This is a genomic window from Stenotrophomonas humi (genome assembly GCF_001431415.1).
In the GTDB taxonomy this organism is placed as follows: domain Bacteria; phylum Pseudomonadota; class Gammaproteobacteria; order Xanthomonadales; family Xanthomonadaceae; genus Stenotrophomonas; species Stenotrophomonas humi.
In genome coordinates this window covers 1-17,107 of the sequence record NZ_LDJI01000055.1, presented here as the reverse complement: position 1 = coordinate 17,107, position 17,107 = coordinate 1, and the positions used below count along the sequence as shown (strand labels likewise).

The 17,107-nt window shown below is 65.1% G+C and carries 16 protein-coding genes, 1 tRNA gene and 1 pseudogene; 13 read left to right on the top strand and 5 right to left on the bottom strand.

Features of this window, described 5'->3' with window-relative positions:
• The 4 genes and pseudogenes from ABB26_RS19355 to ABB26_RS18215 all read left to right on the top strand — a co-directional run.
• A partial coding sequence (locus ABB26_RS19355; RefSeq protein ID WP_211261993.1) for a hypothetical protein occupies positions 1-487 on the top strand: 487 nt, incomplete at its 5' end.
• A 574-nt stretch (positions 488-1,061) separates the two neighbouring features.
• Positions 1,062-1,241: pseudogene (locus tag ABB26_RS19735) on the top strand (ATP-binding protein); the annotation flags it as partial.
• Positions 1,242-1,277: 36 nt separating this feature from the next.
• Positions 1,278-1,637: a magnesium chelatase subunit ChlI family protein gene (locus ABB26_RS19730; protein WP_425477276.1), complete on the top strand. Its 360-nt coding sequence runs from the start codon at positions 1,278-1,280 to the stop codon at positions 1,635-1,637.
• Positions 1,638-1,726: 89 nt separating this feature from the next.
• Complete coding sequence (locus ABB26_RS18215) at positions 1,727-3,253, top strand: esterase/lipase family protein (protein ID WP_057636131.1); 1,527 nt, start codon at positions 1,727-1,729, stop codon at positions 3,251-3,253.
• A gap of 281 nt (positions 3,254-3,534) precedes the next feature.
• Here the strand turns inward: ABB26_RS18215 and ABB26_RS18210 are convergent.
• Positions 3,535-3,611: transfer RNA gene (locus ABB26_RS18210), tRNA-Arg, on the bottom strand.
• A gap of 128 nt (positions 3,612-3,739) precedes the next feature.
• Here ABB26_RS18210 and ubiA point away from each other — a divergent pair.
• Entirely contained in the window at positions 3,740-4,633 is an 894-nt protein-coding gene (ubiA, locus tag ABB26_RS18205; RefSeq protein ID WP_057636130.1) for a 4-hydroxybenzoate octaprenyltransferase, read from the top strand.
• A 54-nt stretch (positions 4,634-4,687) separates the two neighbouring features.
• Here the strand turns inward: ubiA and ABB26_RS18200 are convergent, their stop codons facing one another.
• Together ABB26_RS18200 and ABB26_RS18195 are read right to left on the bottom strand one after the other, a co-directional pair.
• Positions 4,688-5,260: an HdeD family acid-resistance protein gene (locus tag ABB26_RS18200; protein ID WP_057636129.1), complete on the bottom strand. Its 573-nt coding sequence runs from the start codon at positions 5,258-5,260 to the stop codon at positions 4,688-4,690.
• A 78-nt stretch (positions 5,261-5,338) separates the two neighbouring features.
• Positions 5,339-6,064 (bottom strand): ComF family protein, encoded by a 726-nt coding sequence (locus ABB26_RS18195; protein WP_057636128.1) that lies wholly within the window; start codon positions 6,062-6,064, stop codon positions 5,339-5,341.
• Positions 6,065-6,113: 49 nt separating this feature from the next.
• Between ABB26_RS18195 and bioB the strand changes: the two genes are divergently transcribed.
• The 4 genes from bioB (at position 6,114) to bioC (ending at position 10,197) form a co-directional block, all read left to right on the top strand.
• A complete protein-coding gene (gene bioB, locus ABB26_RS18190; RefSeq protein WP_057636127.1) occupies positions 6,114-7,142 on the top strand; it encodes a biotin synthase BioB in 1,029 nt (342 codons plus the stop codon).
• An 87-nt stretch (positions 7,143-7,229) separates the two neighbouring features.
• On the top strand, positions 7,230-8,441 hold the full coding sequence (bioF, locus tag ABB26_RS18185) for an 8-amino-7-oxononanoate synthase (RefSeq protein WP_057636126.1): 1,212 nt from the start codon (positions 7,230-7,232) through the stop codon (positions 8,439-8,441).
• A 16-nt stretch (positions 8,442-8,457) separates the two neighbouring features.
• Positions 8,458-9,225, top strand: a complete 768-nt coding sequence (gene bioH, locus ABB26_RS18180) for a pimeloyl-ACP methyl ester esterase BioH (RefSeq protein ID WP_057636125.1) — start codon at positions 8,458-8,460, stop codon at positions 9,223-9,225.
• Between the two features lie 84 nt (positions 9,226-9,309).
• On the top strand, positions 9,310-10,197 hold the full coding sequence (gene bioC, locus ABB26_RS18175; RefSeq protein WP_057636124.1) for a malonyl-ACP O-methyltransferase BioC: 888 nt from the start codon (positions 9,310-9,312) through the stop codon (positions 10,195-10,197).
• A 156-nt stretch (positions 10,198-10,353) separates the two neighbouring features.
• Here the strand turns inward: bioC and ABB26_RS18170 are convergent, their stop codons facing one another.
• Positions 10,354-10,971, bottom strand: coding sequence for a YdcF family protein (locus ABB26_RS18170; RefSeq protein WP_057636123.1), 618 nt, complete (start codon positions 10,969-10,971; stop codon positions 10,354-10,356).
• Entirely contained in the window at positions 10,962-11,918 is a 957-nt protein-coding gene (locus ABB26_RS18165) for a pyridoxal-phosphate dependent enzyme (protein WP_057636122.1), read from the bottom strand. Before ABB26_RS18165 ends, ABB26_RS18170 begins: the two co-directional genes overlap by 10 nt.
• Positions 11,919-12,128: 210 nt before the next feature.
• On the opposite strand from ABB26_RS18165, the gene ABB26_RS18160 reads away from it, so the two are divergent.
• The 4 genes from ABB26_RS18160 to ABB26_RS18145 all read left to right on the top strand — a co-directional run bounded on the left by ABB26_RS18160 (position 12,129) and on the right by ABB26_RS18145 (position 17,036).
• Positions 12,129-12,716, top strand: a complete 588-nt coding sequence (locus tag ABB26_RS18160) for a hypothetical protein (protein WP_057636121.1) — start codon at positions 12,129-12,131, stop codon at positions 12,714-12,716.
• Between the two features lie 489 nt (positions 12,717-13,205).
• A complete protein-coding gene (gene mnmG, locus ABB26_RS18155) occupies positions 13,206-15,095 on the top strand; it encodes a tRNA uridine-5-carboxymethylaminomethyl(34) synthesis enzyme MnmG (RefSeq protein ID WP_057636120.1) in 1,890 nt (629 codons plus the stop codon).
• A 193-nt stretch (positions 15,096-15,288) separates the two neighbouring features.
• Positions 15,289-16,470, top strand: a complete 1,182-nt coding sequence (hmpA, locus tag ABB26_RS18150; protein ID WP_057636133.1) for an NO-inducible flavohemoprotein — start codon at positions 15,289-15,291, stop codon at positions 16,468-16,470.
• A gap of 185 nt (positions 16,471-16,655) precedes the next feature.
• On the top strand, positions 16,656-17,036 hold the full coding sequence (locus ABB26_RS18145; RefSeq protein ID WP_057634393.1) for a DUF1761 domain-containing protein: 381 nt from the start codon (positions 16,656-16,658) through the stop codon (positions 17,034-17,036).
• The last annotated feature ends 71 nt before the right edge of the window (positions 17,037-17,107 follow it).

The window sequence follows — 17,107 nt, the reverse complement described above, 5'->3', positions numbered from 1 at the left end:
TACAAAAGCCTGGGCGATTCATAGGGGCAATCACGAAGCATGGGTCAAAGAGCGCCTTCGCCAGTCCGACAGAGCGGAGGCCCCTACAATCGTGCGGTCAGCCGCTGACATTCCTACTCATCTCCTACTCGTTACATCTGCAAAGACATTGCTGGATCACGCTGCAGGCTGCCACGGCCGCTACTACGACTACCCCGACGATCTTTCAGAGCCTGATCTCGATGCTGTAGGCGCATTCCTGCAGAATCTGACAGATTGGATTGACGTTGGTTTGGACGAGCCCCACGAGAGGATAAGCGCTCAACGTTCGCTAGCGGAGAACATGATGGACCTGGACGAAGCCGGTCTACGGATCTATCTGGCCCGAGAACGGCAGCAGTTACGTGGCGGCATTGCGGCACCCTCGGCATTCTATGTGCTGCATCTCCGAATAGTCAGGCATAACGACCCAGGGCAAATTTCCTTGGGATCGTCCGAAAGCCGTTAGGCCACTTAAAATTCATCTTTACGAAGTTCAAGTGTCAGCCGGGAGCTGCTGATTTGACCTTCGGCGAGGCAGAGCTTGGCAAGATCGACAACGCGCTCGCGCTAATCGACATCAAAGGCGCACCGCTACCAGTGGGCTGGGATGCTTCCATCGATCGCTGATATCTCCATCCAGCCCCGAAACCTGCAGTGGAAGCTCGCCGAGTAACGCAGCAACATCCATTCTCGCTGTCGCGGCAGGATTCGAGTGGCGGCGGTATGCTGCCGCTCATGGTCGGAATTCTGCTTCGCTTGCTCGGAGGGTGTACCGAGTTGACAGGCACTACGGTCCTCCCGATGCAGTCCATTTGCGATAGCGAAAAAGACGGCTGGGATGAACAGACGGTAAGCAGAGCTGGCCAGGCGTGGGCCAAACAGCACTCTCAAGATTCAAGTGCAACACGGGATTAGAATGCTTCGACTTCCGCCTCCATCCAAATCGCGAGACACAGCACCCACTGAAAAATCGGTGACAACTCTACGGAAAATTGGTTGCAAAAAGCTAAATACCGGAATGGAATCGACACGCACTGGAAGTGCTGCGCGAGCCGCTGGAGTCCGGCACGGTCACCATTTCCCGTGCTGCACGCAGCATCGAGTTCCCCGCGCGGTTCCAGTTGGTCGCGGCAATGAACCCGTGCCCGTGCGGGTGGGCCGGTGACAGCAGTGGTCGCTGCCGTTGCTCGCTTGATGCCATCGGCCGCTATCGCGCGCGCATTTCCGGGCCATTGCTCGACCGCATCGACCTGCACCTGCTGGTCCCTCGACTGGCGCCGGCAGCGCTGCGTGGCGATGCGCCCGCCGGGGAAAGCAGTGCCGATGTGCGTGAGCGGGTGGCGCAGGCACGCGCGCGGCAGCTGCAGCGCGCCGGCACCGCCAATGCCCACCTCGATCAGGCGCAGACGCTGGGTGACTGCCGTTTATGCTCGGCCGACCACGACCTGCTGGAGCAAGCCATGGATCGCCTGCAGCTCTCGGCCCGCTCGATGCATCGCATCCTGCGCGTGGCCCGCACCATCGCCGACCTTGCCGGTGCCGCCGACATCCAGCGCAGTCACCTGACCGAAGCCATCGGCTACCGCCAACTGGATCGCAGCCCGCAAGACCATTGAGGTGCATCATCGGCAAACTGCCAGCCGGTACAGGCATCTGCGCATGGGGCGAAGATGCGGCACAGGCGCACAGGCACAGGGATCTGACCATGGAACGCATCGAACGTCCGTACTTTCCGATCATCTACGTCCGCGGCTACGCGATGACCCGCGATGAGATCGTCGAAACCACGTCCACGCCGTTCATGGGCTTTGAGGCGGGCTCGACAAAAATGCGCCAGGCGCAGGACGGTTCCATCGTGAAATTCGTGTTCGAGTCACCGCTGGTGCGGCTGATGAAGGACCACAACTACCGCGATGTATACGAGTTCGGGGCCGAGCGGCGCAGCCGCATCTCGCCGCGCTGCATCGTCATCCATCGCTACTACGATCCAGCCGACCCCGCATTCGGTGACGGCAGGACGCCTTCCATCACCGATGCGGCCGCGAGCCTGGGCCGGCGCATTCTGGAGCTTCGCGACAGCATCTGCGGCAACAACGCAGCCATGCGCAAGGAGTTCCGCGTCTACCTGGTAGCGCACTCGATGGGTGGGTTGATCTGCCGCTGCCTCCTGCAGAACCCGGAAGTTGGCACCGCCGAAACACGGGCGATGGTGGACAAGGTGTTCACCTACGCCACCCCTCACAACGGCATCGACGTGGCCGGCATCAACGTGCCCAACCTGCTGTCGATCAACGACATGAACAATTTCAACCGCACCACCATGGGCAAGTACCTGAAGGTGCCCAAGGACAAGGTCAACACCCTGGGCGATTCCGGTTTCCCACCCGAGCGGCTGTTCTGCCTGATCGGCACCAACAGTCGTGACTATGCAGCGGCGCACGGGCTGTCTTCGTTCGCGGTGGGCTCGTTGAGCGATGGATTGGTGCGCATTGCCAATGCGTACGTGGATGGCGCGCCGCGTGCCTTCGTCAACCGCAGCCACAGCGGCTACTTCGGCATCGTCAACTCCGAAGAGGGCTACCAGAATCTGGTGCGCTTCCTGTTCGGCGACACCTGCGCCACCGCGCAGCTGGACATCAAGACCTTGCCGTTCCCACCGGAGATCGAGGCGGCACGCAAGCGCGGCAAGAAGATCGAGTCGTCGTACTACATCGAGGCCACGGTGGCACCTCGCGGCGCCTATACCTACGAACTCACCTCGCGCACCGAAGCCAACCAGTGTGCGATCCGGCGTGAGTACAACGACATGTTCAACGCCGATGGCAGCGTCAGCGCGCAGGCCCGCGCGCCGGTGTTGTTCTCGGTGTTCCTGGACAGCAGCAAGATCATGGCCGGCAGCGAGATCGCTTTCTCCATCAACCTGGCCGTGACCAATGCCGGCTACCAGGTCGATGGCGCGCTGTTCCTGAAGAACCACATCCCGGGCGAGCATCTGTTCCGCAATACGCTGGTGCTGTTCGCGCGGCCCGCCGAGGATGGCAGCTGGCGTCTGCGCTATGTGTGGAGTGACGACCAGTGGGCCGGCGGCCCCAAGAACGAAGCCGAACTGGATGTCGCGCGCAGCACCGCCATCGGCATCGCCCAGCAGGCACCGAACGTATTCAGGGTGCCACTGCGTTCCGGCAAGGGCTTCGAGGCGGAACTGAAACTGTCGCTGTCGGATTGGGCATGAACATCCGGCTCGGCCGATCATGGGGCTGAAAGCGCCCCGGAGCTGCTCTGCATTGCCACTGAGCAGTGGCCGCAGCGATTACGCGTGCCGATCGAGTGGCGTACAACGCACGCTCATTCACGCTGACAATATCGGCGGCAACGGCAAAGGTGCTTCGGGCCTTCCGGCCCGCGCGGACGGCACGCTTGAAGAATCGCGCCGCTGAGACCTGCCGTCAGACAGCAGAAAGCCCCGCCGAGGCGGGGCTTTCTGGCAACACCCGCACGAAGCTGGTGCAAATCTGGTGCGCCCGGAGGGATTCGAACCCCCGACCAATGGCTTCGGAAGCCACTACTCTATCCGGCTGAGCTACGAGCGCAGTGGGAACCGTCCGACAATATCGGACGGACGCGCATTCTAGCGGCAAAGCGCGCGCAGGTCTGCCCCCATCTTCGCAAAGTCGCGTGCGGGAGGGCTGGCCCGGTGCAACTGGTAACCTTTGCACCCATGAGCCGCCTCCCCCATACCCCACCCACCGCCAGCACTTCCTCGCGGTTCGGGCACTACTGGAAATTGATGCGCGCCGATCGCCCGATCGGCACCCTGCTGCTGCTGTGGCCCACCTGGTGGGCGCTGTGGCTGGCCGCCGATGGCACGCCGCCGCTGTGGACGCTGTTCGTGTTCACCGCCGGCGTGTGGCTGACCCGCTCGGCTGGCTGCGTGATCAACGATTACGCCGACCGCTGGCTCGACCCACACGTCAAGCGCACCAAGGAGCGGCCGCTGGCCACCGGTGCGGTGTCCGGGCGCGAAGCGCTGGCGCTGTTCGCCGGCTTGATGCTGGTGGCGTTCGCGCTGGTGTTGAGCATGAACGCGCTGACCATCGGCCTGAGCTTCATCGGCGTGTTCCTGGCCGCCAGCTACCCCTACCTGAAGCGCTACACGCACCTGCCGCAGGTTTATCTGGGCATGGCCTTCGGCTGGGGCATTCCGATGGCGTTCGCCGCCGTGCAGGGTGAAGTGCCGCCACTGGGCTGGGTGCTGTACGGCGCCAACATCCTGTGGTCCACCGCCTACGACACCTGGTACGCCATGGTCGATCGCGACGACGACCTGAAGATGGGCTCGCATTCCACCGCCATCCTGTTCGGCGATCTGGACCTGGTGATCCAGGGCATCCTCTATGCGTTGTTCTTCGGCGCGATGGCCTTGGTGGGGCAGCGCGCGGAACTGGGCATGGCCTACTGGGCGAGCATGGCGCTGGCGATGGCGATGGTGGCCTATGAGTTCTGGCTGTGCCGCAACCGCGAGCGCGAGCCCTGTTTCAAGGCCTTCCTGCACAACAACTGGGTCGGCGCGGTGTTGTTTGCCGGCATCGTCGCCAGCCAATACCTTCCCTGATATGAGACAGCCCGCCTCGCGGCGGGCTGTCTGCTGGCACCTCGGGCAGCAGCCTCAGACGGCCTTGCCCAGCGAACGCAGGCGGAACGCGACAATGATCTGCAGCACGCCGTAGACCAAGGCCAGCGCGCCGATCCACAACGACGTCACCACCAGCCCCGACAACGGGTTGAGCGCGAACATCACGCCCAGTGCCACGGCCAGCAGGCCGCTGACGATCAACAGCCACTCGCCTTCGATCTGTTTGCGTACGCGGATCGCGAACACGATGCGGTAGATGCCTGCCACCACCAGCCATGCGGCCAGGAACAACAGCAGCACGCTCGCCGTGGCCAGCGGATTGAGAATGGCCAGCACACCGAAGGCGATGGACACCAGCGCATAGAACACCGCCCATCCGCGCGATACCGGCGCCGAGCCCTTGATCGCGGCGATCAGCACCACTATGCCCTCGACGATGGCCATCACCCCCAGCCACCACGCCAGCACCGCGGCGGTACGTATCGGCGCCATCACCGCGAGCACGCCAAACACCACCGCGAACAGCCCGAACAGCAGCACCACCCACCAGTTGCGCGACAACGTGGCGAACAGTGAGCCCGATGGGAAACCCGTAGATGCACTCATCCGATTACTCCTTTGCTTCTGCATTGAAGACATAGCCATCTCCGCTACTGTAGACCTGACCTTGTGGCGATAGCGTGCTCAAGGCACCCGCGCGCAGACCCACGCATCCACCCGCGCTGCGCCGGCCCGGCGCAGTGCCAAGGCGGCAGCCTGCAGAGTCGCGCCGGTGGTCATCACGTCGTCCACCAGCACCACATGTGCCGGTACCGGTGCATGAGCCGCAAACGCCGAGCGCAGGTTGCGGCGGCGCGCGGCAGCATCCAGCTCCGATTGCGGCGCGGTGGCGCGGATGCGGCGCAGGCCCCGCCAAAGTGGTACTTCCAGCACCCGTGACAGGGGGCGCGCCAGTTCCAGCGCCTGGTCGTAGCCGCGCTGACGCAGCCGTGACGCATGCAAGGGCACCGGAACCAACACCGGGGGCCGCTCGGCATCGGCCAGACGCGCCTGCATCAAACCGGCCAGCAAGCGCCCCGCCGCCAGGTCCTGGTGGAACTTGAACCTGCGCAGCAGGTCGTCCACCGGCGCGGCATAGATGAAGGCCGCGCGCACCTCGTTCAAGGGAGAGCTGCGCTGCCTGCAAACGCCACAGAGGTGCTCGTCATCGGCAACCGCCAGCGGCAGTGCACAGCGGCGGCAACTGGCCTCCAGGCAAGGCAAAGCGGCGCTGCAGGCGCCGCAGATATCACGGCCGGCGATGCCCGGCTCGGCGCAGACCAGACAGCGCGGCGGGAACAGCCAGGCCGACATCCGCGCCTGCATCCTGTAAACCAAACCACCACAACCAAGGTTGACAGTCTCATCCATGCTCACCAGACTGCGCCGCTTCCGTAGTCCCAACTGTCAGGTAACACCGATGTCCGCCGTCATCCGCCACGACTGGAAACGCGAAGAGCTGCAGGCCCTGTTCGATCTGCCCTTCCCCGACCTGCTGCACCGCGCTGCCAGCGTGCACCGGCAGCATTTCGATCCGGCAGAAGTGCAGGTCTCCACGCTGCTGTCGGTCAAGACCGGCGGCTGCCCGGAAGACTGTGCCTACTGCCCGCAGGCGCAGCGCTATGACACCGGCGTGGACGCACAGAAGCTGATGGACACCGACAGCGTGGTCGCCCGCGCGCGCGCCGCCAAGCAGGCCGGCGCCTCGCGCTTCTGCATGGGCGCGGCATGGCGCTCGCCCAAGGACCGCGACATCCCCAAGGTGGCCGCGATGATCCAGGAAGTGAAGGCCCTCGGGCTGGAAACCTGCGCCACCCTGGGCATGCTCGAGGGCCACCAGGCCCAGGCACTCAAGGAAGCCGGGCTGGACTACTACAACCACAATCTGGACACCGCGCCGGATTATTACGACTCCATCATCCACACCCGCCAGTACCAGGACCGGCTGAACACGCTGGAACATGTGCGCAATGCCGGGCTGAAGACCTGCTGCGGCGGCATCGTCGGCATGGGCGAGACCCGCGACCATCGCGTCGGCCTGCTGCTGGCGCTGGGCAACCTGCCGGCACACCCGGATTCGGTACCGATCAACCGCCTGGTTCAGGTGGCCGGAACCCCGCTGCATGGCAGCGCTGAACTGGACCCGTTCGAGTTCGTGCGGATGATCGCGGTGGCCCGCATCGCCATGCCACGCTCGATGGTGCGGCTGTCGGCCGGCCGCGAGAGCATGAGCGACGAACTGCAGGCGCTGTGCTTCCTGGCTGGCGCCAACTCCATTTTCTATGGCGAAAAGCTGCTGACCACGGGCAACCCGGACACCGAACGCGACCAGGCCCTGTTCGCTCGCCTGGGGATCCGGCCGATGGCGGTGACGGTGGATGCCGATGACCACGACCACCCCGGCACCGTGCATCTGGACATCGCCCCGGTCTGCGCCCGAAGCGCCTGAGGGCGTGTCCGGCAACCCCGCCCCGTCGCAGGAATTCTGACGGGCAACCGGGTACGCTAGCCGGCCGCCCGACCATGAACCACCGCCATGGCCCGTCCTGACCTCCACGAACGCATCCAGCACCAGCGCAAGCTGCGGCTTGCCCAAGGTCGCATCCGCACCCGGCGCACGGTTGGCCGGCGTGATGGTGTGCGCCTGGAGATCGACGGCCGCTCACTGGTCGGCTTCTGCAGCAATGATTACCTGGGCCTGTCGCAGCAGTTCGAGGTGGTGGCCGCACTGCAGGACGCCGCCTCGCGTGAAGGCGCCGGCAGCACCTCTTCGCATCTGGTCTGCGGCCATCACAGCCTGCACCAGCAGCTGGAACGCGAGATGGCCGACTGGCTCGGCTATCCACGCGCCCTGCTGTTCGACAGTGGCTTCATGGCCAATCTGGCCGTGCAGCAGGCACTGCTGAGCGAGGAAACCGACGTCTGCGTACAGGACCGGCTCAACCACGCCAGCCTGCTCGACGCCAGCCGCCTGGCCGGCTGCCGCCTGCGCCGTTACCCACACCTGGACAGCGAAGGCGCCATGCGCCAGCTCAAGAACACCGCCGACGGCGCAGCCATGCTGATCACCGACGGCGTTTTCAGCATGGATGGCGACATCGCCCCGCTGCGCTCGCTGGCTTTGGTGGCGCGCATGCAGGAAGCCTTGCTCTACGTGGACGACGCCCACGGCGTGGGCGTGGTCGGTGAACACGGCCGTGGCTGCGTTGCCGCCGCCGGTCTGGGTGTGAATGAAGTGCCGCTGCAGCTGGCCACGCTGGGCAAGGCGCTCGGTGGCCATGGCGCGGTGGTGGTGGGTGATGAAGCCCTGATCCAGCACCTGGCCGAAACCGCACGTCCCTACATCTACACCACCGCCCTGCCGCCGGCCCAGGCGGCGGCGTCGCTGGCGGCGGTGAAGCTGGCGCGTCGCGACCACTGGCGCCGCGAAAAACTCACCGAACTGATCGCGGCATTCCGCGAAGGCGCGCGCCGTCAGGGGCTGGAACTGATGCCCTCGGAAACGCCGATCCAACCGCTGTTGTGTGGCGACGAATCAACGGTGATGGCGCTGTCGGCAACGCTGGAGCAATCCGGCTTCCTGGTCAGCGCGATCCGGCCGCCGACGGTGCCCGAAGGCAAGGCACGGCTGCGGGTGACGCTGTCGGCACTGCACAGCGTCGAGCAGGTCAAAGCCTTGGTCGACGCCATCACCCGCGCCCGCGACGTGGTGCTGTACCAGCGCTCGTTGAACACCGTCAACGCCTGAGTCCACGGTCGTTTCCATGCATATCGAAGTCACCGGCAGCGGACCGGCATTGGTCCTGATCCACGGCTGGGCATTGCATGGCGGCATCTTCGCGCCCCTGGTCGAACGGCTGGCGCCACAGTTCCAACTGCACATCGTCGACCTGCCCGGCCACGGTCACAGCCGCGACGACAGCACGCCGCTGCGCCTGCCGTATCTGGTCAATGCCATCGCCGCCGCCACGCCGGCGGCGGTGTGGTGTGGCTGGTCGCTGGGCGGGCTGGTGGCCCTGCACGCTGCGGCGACGCTACCGCAGGTGCGCGGGCTGGGGATGCTCGCCGCTACCCCGCGTTTTGTCCGTGGCGATGATTGGCCCGACGCGGTCGAGCCCTCGGTGTTTGAACAGTTCGGGCGCGACCTCGAGCAGGATTACCGTGGCACGCTGGAACGTTTTCTCGCGCTGGACGTGATGGGCTCGCAGCACGCGCGCAGCGAATTGCGCACCCTGCGCGAGTCTCTGGTCGAACGCGGTGAACCGGCCCCACGTGCCCTGCATGAAGGCTTGGCCTTGCTGGAACGCAGCGACCTGCGCGGCGCCCTGCCCCGCCTGCAGAAACCCGGCCTGTGGATTGGCGGCCAGCGCGACCGGCTGGTATCGGCGCGTGCCATGCACAGCGCGGCCGCATTGGCGCCGGTCGGCCTGCACCACGCGCATACCATCGAAGGCGGCGGCCATGCCCCATTCCTCGGCCACGCCGATGCCGTCGCCGATCTGCTGCAACAGTTCGTTGCGGGCTGCGCGTGATGCGTTGCATGCCCGTTGGCGCGGCATGCTCGATCATGTCGCGCAACCACACCTCCTAATTCCGCTCCCAGCGTTGTAACCGTCATGCCTTCCCTGTTCGATCCCAAGCACGTCCGCCGCGCCTTTTCGCGCGCCGCCACCAGCTACCAGGCCGCAGCCGTGCTGCAGCAGGAAGTCGCCAAACGCCTGCTGGAATCGCTGGACTACCTGGAAGAAAAACAGCCGCAGGTGGTGCTGGATATCGGCAGCGGCCCGGCATATTCGACCGCAGCGATGAAGAAGCGCTGGCCCAAGGCGCAGGTGATCGCGCTGGACCTGGCCATGCCCATGCTGGTCGAAGCCAAAAAACAGGCCGGCTGGTGGCGCCCGTTCTCACGTGTGTGCGCCGATGCGCGCGCGTTGCCGTTGGCCGACAACAGTGTGGACGTGATCTTCAGCAACCTGTGCCTGCAGTGGGTGGAAGACCTGCCAGCCGTGTTCGCGGGGTTCCGCCGCGTACTCAAGCCCGGCGGCCTGCTGGTGTGTTCCACCTTCGGCCCGGACACCCTGGTGGAACTGCGCGAGGCCTTCGCCCACGCCGATGACACCGCGCATGTCAGCAACTTCGTACAGATCGCCCAGTTCGGCGATGCCCTGATGATGGCCGGCTTCCGCAACCCGGTACTGGACCGCGACCTGTTCACGCTCACCTACGACGACCTGCCCGCATTGATGCGCGAGCTCAAGGCCATCGGCGCAACCAATGCGATGAGCAACCGCCGCCATACCCTGACCGGCCGTGGCCGTTTCGCCGCCGCACGCGACGCCTATGAACCGCTGCGCCGGACCGACGGCAAGCTGCCCAGCAGTTGGGAAGTCATCTACGCCCAGGCCTGGGCGCCGGAACCGGGCGCCCCGATCCGTGAGCAGGGCCACGACGTGGCCGCAGTACCGGTGTCAGCGATCCCGATCCGGCGCAAGCCGCGGGAATAAACACTGAGGGAGTGGGGACTAGAAGCGAAAGCCCCCCCTTCAACTTCGGTGAAAGAGTGGAGTAGAAGCACTGCCCCTCCCTTGCACGCAGCGCAGGGGAGGGCTGGAGAGGGTGCCGTTGCTCTTGCTCCACCCCCTGTTCTCTATTTCCTGCCCTCAAGCGCCCTTGACGAACAGGTCGCGGTGGAAGAAATAAACTTCCTGCAGCAGGAAACGCCAACTCGTGTGGAAGCTGCGGAAGCGCGTGCTCGGGGTGGACGATGCCAATGCGTCGATATCCAACTCCTTGGACAACCGCAGCGCGCGCGCCATATGCAGCGGGTCGCTGACCACGATCACCCGGTGCAGGTTGTTCTTGGCCATCACCTGCTTGGCCTCGACCAGGTTCTGCCGCGTGGTGCGTGACTTGGTTTCGATCAGGATGTCCGCCGCCGGCACCTTCTGCTTGAGCGCATAGCGACGCGCCACCTGCGATTCGGAAAAGCGCGCGCGGGAGCCGCCAAAACCTCCGGTGAAGATCAGCTTCGATGCGTAGCCCTGGCGATACAGATCCAGGCCATGGCGGATGCGCTCTTCAAACACCGGCGATGGCTTGGCGTCATACGCGGCCGCGCCCAGCACGATGATCGCGTCGGCTGGCGCAGCCTGGTCGCGATCACCCACCCAGATGATCCACGCCGCCACGCCCAGCAGCCACAGCAGCAACAACGCACCCAATCGCCACAACCAACCCATCAAACCGATCCGCCGACGTCCACTCATCCCTACCCCCATGGCAAGGCATCCAGATCCACGTTGCCACCGGACAGCACCACCCCGACAGTGCGCCCGGCAAAACGCTCGGGTCGGGCCAGCACCGCGGCCAGGGCGATCGCCGACGACGGCTCCACCAGTTGCTTCATTACCTGCCAGATCAAACGCATCGCGGCCACGGTGTCGGCATCATCCACGGTGATGACCTGGGCATTGCCCTGCAGCAGCGCGAAGTTCGGCCAACCCAGCGCGCCGCGCAGGCCATCGCAGAGTGTGTCGGGAACGAAATCCAGCTGACGTTCGCCTGCGGCCAGCGATCGTGCGGTATCGGCCGCGCCTGCAGGCTCGGCCAACACCACATCGCAATCAGGCAGCAGTTGGCGCACCGCCAGCAGGGTACCTGCGGCCAGCCCGCCCCCGCCCACCGGCACCACCAGCACATCCAGCGTGGCACCGGCCTGGCGCATCAGCTCCAGCGCCGCCGTTCCCTGCCCGGCAATCACCCGCGCATCGGCATAGGGATGCACCAAGGTTGCGCCGGTTTCCTGCTGCACGCGCGCGCATTCGGCCTCACGTGCAACCTGGGTTGCCGCGCACCGCCACAGCGTCGCGCCGTGGCGGTTGATATTGGCCAACTTGGTCGCGACCGCGCCTTCCGGCACCACCACATGGCAGGGAATACCGCGCGAGCGGGCAGCCAGCGCCAATGCGGCGCCATGGTTGCCCGAGGAATGCGTCACCACGCCATTGCCAGCCTGCTCGGCATCCAGCGACCACACCGCATTGCAGGCTCCCCGGAACTTGAACGCCCCGCCGCGCTGCAGATGCTCGGCCTTGAAGTGCAGGCTGGCGCCAGCCATCGCATCCAGTTCGCGCGAGCGCAGCACCGGAGTGACCGTTGCGTGGGGCGCAATACGTGCCGCTGCCGCCAGTACCTCGGCAAATCCGGGCAGGGGGAGTTCATTCATGGGGAAAGGTTAGCGTAGGCTCACCGGGTTGGGCCATCTCCACAACGGTACCGTCGCCACACTCTGCCTCGGCCCGTGCGGCAGCGGCATTCAAGGCAGGTGTGGCCGGGCATGCGGGGCACAGCCGGCATTCAGCGGAGCACCCCTGGATTAAGGGCCAATTCAACGCGCCAGCCCGATGCTGGCGTCATTCCCATTGGGGGGACTCACATGATCAAGCGCCTGATTGTTTCCGCCGGCCTGTTGATGGGCCTGTCCGGCTGCGCCACGTACGACTATGTCGGCGGCAGCTCGGGCGGCTATTACCACGGCTCCCCGTCCACGCAATACAACTATCCGTACGGCTATCCGTCCGGGTCGGGCTACGGGTATGGCAGTGGCTATTACGGCTATGGCAGCTATGGCTATCCGGTTTATCGGCCGTACTACCGTCCGCAGCCGCCCTATCACGGCAATGGTCACCGCCCACCGGGCCATGGCAATGGTCACAACCACAATGGCAACCGACCGCCACGTCCGGGCAATGACGGTGGCCGGCCACCGCGTCCAGGCAATGGCGACGGCCGTCCGCCGCGTCCGCCGCCGGCCAACAATGGTGGTGGCGGAAAATCGCCGTGGCGTGACCTGGATCGCCTGCAACGGCCGCAACCGCGTGCCGACAACGCGCCGATGCAGCGGGCCATGCCGCGACCGCAGGCCATGGCCGCGCCACGCCCCGCCATTCAGGATCGGCCCGCAGCCCCCCGACAGCCGTCACAAGTCCGAAATAGCCAGGGCGTCAGGACATTTGAACGGTAAAGGGGTTGCATTTGGCACAAATGCAGGCATTCTTGGCGTCACGAGTGACCGGCAACGTCGCAATCTGACCTAAACCGGCGTCACCCAACCGCTTCAATGTCGATGTCCGCCAGAAAATCTGGATCCCCCCTGTTCCGGCCCTGTCGGACATCGGCGCCTAAAACGACAAAGCCCCGGCCATGGCCGGGGCTTTGTCTTTGTACCGCGCCAGAATCCTGGCGGATCAAAAAGAAACAGGGCCGGCAGTCCCCCGACTACCGGCCCCTTTGCTCCCCCAGCATGCGCGTCAGTCGGCCCCTGTTCCAATTCCGACCATTTGCGCTCAAGTCGCATGCCACGCTGGGTGCAATGTATTAGCTGCAGGTAGCGTGCCAACTTTAGGGTGCAAATCGTCCCTCGCCGGCATTGGCGGTAAAATCGACAAACACGCCGTCACCGCGCGGGACCACCCCGCAGACGGACTTCACACTTCTCTTCGATCTCACGCGCATGAGCGACACCTTCTACCGTTACGACGTCATCGTCATTGGCGGCGGCCACGCCGGCACCGAGGCCGCGCTGGCTGCAGCGCGCGGTGGTGCGCGCACCCTGCTGCTGACCCACAACGTCGAAACCGTCGGCGCGATGAGCTGCAACCCGGCCATCGGCGGCATCGGCAAGGGTCACCTGGTGAAGGAGATCGACGCCCTGGGCGGGGCGATGGCGCACGCCGCCGACCGCGCCGGCATCCAGTGGCGCACGCTCAATGCCTCCAAGGGCCCTGCCGTACGCGCCACCCGCTGCCAGGCCGACCGCAATCTGTACCGCATGGCGATCCGCGGCATCGTCGAATCCCAGCCCAACCTGACCGTGTTCCAAGCGGCGGTGGATGACCTGGTGATCGAGGGCGACGCCGTGCGCGGCGCCATCACCCAGACCGGGCTGACGTTCCATGCCGCCGCTGTGGTGCTGACCGCCGGCACCTTCCTGGCCGGCAAGATCCATATCGGCGAAACCCAGTACACCGCTGGCCGCATGGGCGACCCGCCGGCCACCACGCTGGCCGCGCGCCTGCGCGAACGCCCGTTCGTCATCGACCGCCTGAAGACCGGTACGCCGCCACGCATCGACGGGCGCTCGCTGGATTACAGCGTGATGGATGAGCAGCCCGGCGACGATCCGATGCCGGTGATGTCCTATCTGGGCAACGTCAACGAACACCCGCAACAGGTCAGCTGCTGGATCACCCATACCAGCGAACGCACCCACGACATCATCCGCGGCGCGCTGCACCGTTCACCACTTTACAGCGGCCAGATCGAAGGCATCGGCCCGCGCTACTGCCCGTCCATCGAGGACAAGGTGGTGCGTTTCGCCGAGAAGAACAGCCACCAGATCTTCGTCGAACCCGAAGGGCTGGACGTGGTGGAGATCTACCCCAACGGCATTTCCACCTCGCTGCCGTTCGATGTGCAGCTGGAGCTGGTGCGCAGCATCCGCGGCTTTGAGAACGCGCACATCACCCGGCCGGGTTACGCCATCGAGTACGACTTCTTCGATCCACGCGGGCTGAAGAACACGCTGGAAACCCGTCAGGTTGCCGGACTGTTCTTCGCCGGGCAGATCAATGGCACCACCGGTTACGAAGAAGCCGGCGCGCAGGGCCTGCTGGCCGGCGTCAACGCCGCGTTGTTCGTGCAGGGCAAGGACGGCTGGTGCCCGCGCCGTGATGAAGCCTACATCGGTGTGCTGGTGGACGATCTGATCACCCACGGCACCACCGAGCCGTACCGCATGTTCACCAGCCGCGCCGAATACCGGCTGCAGCTGCGCGAGGACAACGCCGATACGCGCCTGACGCCGATGGGACGCGAGCTTGGCCTGGTCGATGACCGGCGCTGGTCGGCGTTTGAAACCAAGCAGGCCGCCGTCGCCAGCGAAAGCGCGCGCCTGCGCGGCTTGTGGGCGACACCGGCCAATGCACTGGGCCGCGAAGTGGCCGAAGCCACCGGCGTGTCGGTGAGCCGCGAAACCAATGTGCTGGACCTGATCAAGCGCCCGGAACTGGATTACGCCAAGCTGATGCAGGTGGCGTCACTCGGCCCTGGTGTGGACGACGCGCGCGTGGCCGAACAGGTGGAAATCAGCGTCAAGTACGCCGGTTATCTTGACCGCCAGCGCGATGAGATCGAACGCCAGCAGCGGCACGAGACCACGCTGATTGCCGAAGGCTTCGACTTCGCATCGGTGCATGGTCTTTCGGCCGAGGTCCTGCAGAAACTCGAACGCGTGCGCCCCCAGACCATCGGCCAGGCGCAGCGCATTCCCGGCATGACACCGGCTGCGATCTCGTTGCTGCTGGTGCACCTGGAGCGGGCAAGGCGCGGCAGGGTGGCCTGAGTTTCGCTGCCTGCGCCGCAGCGAACGCCCGCAGCCGATGGCGGTGCCGGCGCGGGAACATTGCTTCTCCATGACTGCAACGCGGCATCCCGGCCGTAATGCGCCGGAGAAGCACCCTTCCTTGATATTCATCAATGAAGCGGCGGCCGCAAAATGGGTTGATGGTGGCACCCCCAAAAGGAAGCCATACATCATGCTCACTGCCACCCAACGCGACCTCATCAAGGCCACTGTTCCGCTGCTGGAAACGGGGGGCGAGGCGCTGACCAAGCATTTCTACGGCCGGATGCTGAGTGAGAGCGATGTCGCTCGCCCCTTGTTCAACCAGGTGCACCAGGCCACCGGCGACCAGCCGCGTGCGCTGGCCAACTCGGTGCTGATGTACGCCAAGCACATCGACCGGCTGGAAGCGCTGGGTCCCTTGGTGGGGCAGATCGTCAACAAACACGTCGCCCTGCAGATCCTGCCGGAGCACTACCCCATCGTCGGCCACTACCTGCTGCTCTCGATCCGTGAGGTACTGGGCCCGGACGTGGCCACCGACGAAATCATCGACGCCTGGGGCGCCGCCTACCAAGCATTGGCCAGCCTGCTGATCGGTGCCGAAGAGGCGGCGTATGAGGCCAACGAGAAAGCCCCGGGCGGTTGGCGCGGCGCTCGCAGCTTCCGTGTGGCCGAGAAGGTGCCGGAGAGTGCGGAGATCACCTCGTTCCACCTGGTGCCGGTTGATGGCGGCGCGGTGGTGGATTTCCAGCCGGGCCAGTACATCGGCATGAAGCTGGCTATCGATGGCGAGGAAACCCGTCGCAACTACTCGCTGTCGCGTGCCGCCGATGGTGTGGGCTACCGCATCAGCGTCAAACGCGAAGCACACGGCAAGGTCTCCAACCATCTGCATGACAATGTGCAGGTCGGCGACACGCTGGAGCTGTTCGCCCCGGCCGGTGATTTCACCCTCGCGGCCAGCGATCGCCCGGTTGCGCTGATCAGCGGCGGTGTCGGCATCACCCCGACCCTGCCGATGCTGGAGCAGGCATTGGCCAGCGGCCGCGATGTGCACTTCATCCACTGCGCACGCAACGGCCAGGTGCATGCATTCCGCGAGTTCATCTCCGAGAAGCAGAAGCAGCACCCGCAGCTGCGCAGCTACACCTGCTACAGCGAAGCGCTGCCGGGTGATGCCGCCGACGCCGAAGGTTTCCTCAGCCGCGAACTGCTGGAGCAGTGGCTGCCGGATGCGCGCGGCATGGACGCCTATTTCCTTGGCCCCAAGCCATTCATGGCCCAGGTGAAGAAGCTGCTGCGCGATGTCGGCGTACCCGAAGCGCAGAGCCGTTATGAATTCTTTGGCCCCGCCGCCGCGCTGGAGGCCTGATCGAAGCGTGTTGTAGACGTGCGACGAGGTGGAAAAGGCCGGTGGGCAACCACCGGCCTTTTTCTTTGCGGACCTGTCTGGCCGGCCGAGGCCACCTCCACGGAGATTCACGGCCCGGATGGACGCTGCGCAGGCCGTGCGTGGAGCGCTACGATGCACGCATCATCGGGAACGAGGGGAAACGCATGAACGTGTATGCCGTAGTGCTTGCCGCTGTCTCCAGCTTTCTGCTCGGCGGGCTGTGGTATTCGCCCGCGTTGTTTGGCCGTGCCTGGAACCGCGAGAACGGCGGTGAAGTGCCGCAGGGCCATCCCGCCAAAGTGTTCGGCATCAGCTTTCTGTTCTCGCTGGTGGCCGCGTTTGCGTTTGCCTGGTTCCTGGGCCCGGCACCGGAACTGCGCAAGGCGCTGCTATGCGGCGCAGTGGTGGGCTTGGGCATGGTCGCTGCCAGCTTTGGCATCAACTATCAGTTCGCACAACGCAGCGGCAAACTGTGGGCGATTGATGGCGGCTACCACACCGCACAGTTTGTGCTGTTCGGTTTGATTCTTGGGTTGTGGCATTGAGCTGCGGAAGAACGTGATAGGTCAAAGGCAACAGCGAAGGCAAAAAGCAGAAGCGCCCTCACCCCTACCCC

Coding starts and splice junctions, on each gene's coding strand:
- ABB26_RS18215 (WP_057636131.1), top strand. CDS start 1,727: ATGGAACGCATCGAACGTCCGTACTTTCCGATCATCTACGTCCGCGGC.
- ubiA (WP_057636130.1), top strand. CDS start 3,740: ATGAGCCGCCTCCCCCATACCCCACCCACCGCCAGCACTTCCTCGCGG.
- ABB26_RS18200 (WP_057636129.1), bottom strand. CDS start 5,260: ATGAGTGCATCTACGGGTTTCCCATCGGGCTCACTGTTCGCCACGTTG.
- ABB26_RS18195 (WP_057636128.1), bottom strand. CDS start 6,064: ATGGATGAGACTGTCAACCTTGGTTGTGGTGGTTTGGTTTACAGGATG.
- bioB (WP_057636127.1), top strand. CDS start 6,114: ATGTCCGCCGTCATCCGCCACGACTGGAAACGCGAAGAGCTGCAGGCC.
- bioF (WP_057636126.1), top strand. CDS start 7,230: ATGGCCCGTCCTGACCTCCACGAACGCATCCAGCACCAGCGCAAGCTG.
- bioH (WP_057636125.1), top strand. CDS start 8,458: ATGCATATCGAAGTCACCGGCAGCGGACCGGCATTGGTCCTGATCCAC.
- bioC (WP_057636124.1), top strand. CDS start 9,310: ATGCCTTCCCTGTTCGATCCCAAGCACGTCCGCCGCGCCTTTTCGCGC.
- ABB26_RS18170 (WP_057636123.1), bottom strand. CDS start 10,971: ATGGGGGTAGGGATGAGTGGACGTCGGCGGATCGGTTTGATGGGTTGG.
- ABB26_RS18165 (WP_057636122.1), bottom strand. CDS start 11,918: ATGAATGAACTCCCCCTGCCCGGATTTGCCGAGGTACTGGCGGCAGCG.
- ABB26_RS18160 (WP_057636121.1), top strand. CDS start 12,129: ATGATCAAGCGCCTGATTGTTTCCGCCGGCCTGTTGATGGGCCTGTCC.
- mnmG (WP_057636120.1), top strand. CDS start 13,206: ATGAGCGACACCTTCTACCGTTACGACGTCATCGTCATTGGCGGCGGC.
- hmpA (WP_057636133.1), top strand. CDS start 15,289: ATGCTCACTGCCACCCAACGCGACCTCATCAAGGCCACTGTTCCGCTG.
- ABB26_RS18145 (WP_057634393.1), top strand. CDS start 16,656: ATGAACGTGTATGCCGTAGTGCTTGCCGCTGTCTCCAGCTTTCTGCTC.